The organism is Curtobacterium luteum, assembly GCF_001475545.1.
In the GTDB taxonomy this organism is placed as follows: Bacteria; Actinomycetota; Actinomycetes; order Actinomycetales; family Microbacteriaceae; genus Curtobacterium; species Curtobacterium luteum_A.
Map to the genome: position 1 here is coordinate 1 of NZ_LDQC01000084.1, position 2,970 is coordinate 2,970.

Below are 2,970 nucleotides of genomic sequence, written 5' to 3' on the forward strand. Positions count from 1 at the left end.
GCTCAGTTGGTAGAGCGCTTCGTTTACACCGAAGATGTCGGCGGTTCGAGTCCGTCAGGGCCCACCCTCACCCCCCCCCGACGTCCCGGAGGTGACCGGTGCCCGCAGCTCGTGACGACCGTGCCGGTGCTGGCCGCGGTCCTGCAGTGGGCCGCGTCGGCGTCCTCGCGATCGTCGTCACCGCCGTGCTCTGGGGCACCACCGGTACCGCTGCCGCCGCGGCACCCACGGCCGGACCCCTCGCCATCGGCGCTGCAGCCCTCGGCATCGGCGGGCTCCTGCAGGCCGTGATCGCCGTCCGACCCCTGCGGGCCGCGTGGCCGGTGCTGCGACGGCACCGCGGGCTGGTGGTCCTCGGCGGCGTGGCGGTCGCGGTCTACCCGCTCGCGTTCTACAGCTCCATGCACGTCGCCGGGGTCGCCATCGGGTCCGTGGTGTCGCTGGCGTCGGCACCGCTCGCGTCGGGTGTCCTCGAGCGCGTCGTCGACCGCCGTCCGCTCGGACGTCGGTGGGCGCTCGCCGCGACCATCGGTGTGGTGGGCAGCACCGTCCTGTGCCTCACCGGCGCCGGGGCGGCACACGGCCCGACGGACGCAGCCGCCAGCACCGCGGCCGGTGTCGGGGACTCGGCGGGCACGGTGCTCGGCGTGCTGCTCGGCCTCGTCGCGGGGGTGACGTACGCCGTCTACTCGTGGGCGGCGCACCGCCTCATGGGTGCCGGGGCGGGCCGAGCCGCGTCGATGGGAGCGGTGTTCGGTACCGGCGGCGTGCTCCTGCTGCCCGTGCTCCTCCTGACCGGCGGCCCGTTCGTGACCTCGCCATCCGACGCCGTGGTCGGGCTGTACATGGCGCTCGTCCCGATGTTCCTGGGCTACCTGCTCTTCGGCGTCGGCCTCGCCTCCGTCCGACCGAGCACGGCCACGACGATCACCCTCCTGGAACCCGCGGTCGCGACGGTCCTCGCCGTCCTCGTGGTCGGGGAGCGCCTCGGCCCGGCGGGCTGGGTCGGCCTGGCACTCCTCGGCGTCGCGCTGGTGCTCCTCGTGGCGCCGCCCGTCCGGCGGCCCGCCCGGTCCTGACCACACCAGCCACGGCCGGGAGGCGCGGTGCACGTCGGGCGCGCACCGCGCCTCCCGGCCGTGGCATGGGGGCGACGGACGACTGCCGCCGTCGATGCGGCGACCACCCGGAAGACCCGGCGTCAGCCGACGGGGACGTCCTCCCGGCGCTTCTGCCGCCACGGCTCGGCCGGCTGCTCCGGACCGTTCCACACCTGCACGACGCCCCACGCCGCGGCGAGGAGCGGGACCGAGATGATCGCGCCGGTGACCCCGCCCAGGACCGTGCCCGCGGTGAGACCGACGAGGATCACGAGGCCGTGCAGGCTCAGTGTCTTGCCCATCAGCACCGGCTGGAGGAAGTTCCCCTCGATCTGGTTGACCAGCACCACGATCGCGACGACGATGACCGCCTGCACCGGGCCGACCGACACCAGGGTCACCAGGGCGGCGAGCGTGCCGGCGATGGGGGCGCCGATCATCGGGATGAACGACGTGACGAAGGCCACGACGGCGAGCGGGATCGTCAGGGGCACCCCGAGGATCGCGAGCCCGGTGCCGATCGCGAGCGCGTCGAACGCGGCCACGGCGGCCGTTCCGCGCACGTAGCCGCCGAGCGTCTGCACGACCCGGTCACCGACCCGACGGGCCCGGTCGTACTGACTGCCCGTGAAGGGCCGCAGCAGGAACTCCCAGAGCGCCGGCCCGTCCTTGAGGAAGAAGAAGAGGATCACGGCCATCAGCACGGCGCCGGTGACGAAGTTCGTCACGGCCGAGATCCCGGCGATCGCTCCCGAGCCGAACTGCGGGCTCGTCACGAACGACACCACACCGTCGACGGCGTCGTTGATCTGCGAGTCGGTGATGCGGACCGGGAGGTCGTGGAGCACGTCCTGCAGCTGCTGCAGCCCGCTCACCGCCGAGGACTGCAGGCTCGACCACTGGTTCGCCACCGCGGCGACGAGCAGCCACGCGACGCCCACCATCACGGCGAGCACCGCGAGGAAGCACGCGATCGTCGCGAGCACCGAGGGCACACCGTGTCGACGGAGCCAGGACACGAGCGGGTACAGCGCCGACGCCACGATGAGGGCGAGCAGGACCGGGATCGTCACGAGGCTCAGCTTCACGGTCGCGAGGACGATCATCGACGCCACCACGACCACCACGACGAGCTGCACGCAGCGGACCGCGAGCCGACCGAACGGATCGGACCACAGTGACCGTCGGCCGTCGATCGGGGCGGTGGTCCGGTGCAGGAAGGGCATGGCGTCCTCGAGGTCGGTGCGGTGGAGGGGCAGGACCCCGTCGTCACCCGCTCGACGCTACCGACGCGCGTCCGCCACCGTTCACCGGAACGGACGGACGTCGCTCGTGGTCTCGCCCCGCGGTGACAGCCGCACGAGCCGGTACGACGCACCACCGTCGTAGGCGAGCACCACGGTGTGGCCCTGCCACAGGTACGGGTAGGCGCTCGGCTTCGGCCGGTTCGCCGTGAACTCCGACAGCACCGCGCTCCGGACGAGCTCCCCGCTCCGCCGGTCGTACACGGCGACCTCGTCCGGCGAGCTCGCGGTCGCCAGCGAACAGGTGGTGTCCACCAGGTACTGCTGCCCACCGTCCCCACGGAGGTCACCCGAGGCCGTCACGAGTGATGCCAGGTCACCGTCGCAGATCTGCAGGCCGGGGTGCGGCGTCGCGGAGATCGCCTGCTGCAGTCCGACGACCGACGTCGCCTCCGGGTACGCGTCCTGCGCGACAGGGCGCGGCGGCTGCCCCGCCGGGAACCCATCGGCCCCCGACCCACCCCCGCTGCTACTGCTCCTGCCGCTGCCGCTGCCGCTGCTGCCGCTCCCGCTGGCTGATCCGTTCGCCGACGTGCTGGACGGCGTCCCCGCGGACGGTGCACCGG

General features: G+C 73.3%; 3 protein-coding genes. 1 reads left to right on the forward strand and 2 read right to left on the reverse strand.

The genetic code is table 11. The features are described 5' to 3' along the window. Positions 1–146 precede the first annotated feature (146 nt). The gene (locus tag NS184_RS14065; protein WP_058726737.1) at positions 147–1,079 is read left to right on the forward strand and encodes an EamA family transporter; all 933 of its coding nucleotides are present in this window, start codon (positions 147–149) and stop codon (positions 1,077–1,079) included. Positions 1,080–1,201: 122 nt separating this feature from the next. Here the strand turns inward: NS184_RS14065 and NS184_RS14070 are convergent, their stop codons facing one another. Both NS184_RS14070 and NS184_RS14075 read right to left on the reverse strand, forming a co-directional pair. Further along, a complete protein-coding gene (locus tag NS184_RS14070) occupies positions 1,202–2,326 on the reverse strand; it encodes an AI-2E family transporter (RefSeq protein WP_058726738.1) in 1,125 nt (374 codons plus the stop codon). Positions 2,327–2,407: 81 nt separating this feature from the next. Then, entirely contained in the window at positions 2,408–2,707 is a 300-nt protein-coding gene (locus tag NS184_RS14075; protein WP_058726739.1) for a hypothetical protein, read from the reverse strand. Between the last annotated feature and the right edge of the window lie 263 nt (positions 2,708–2,970).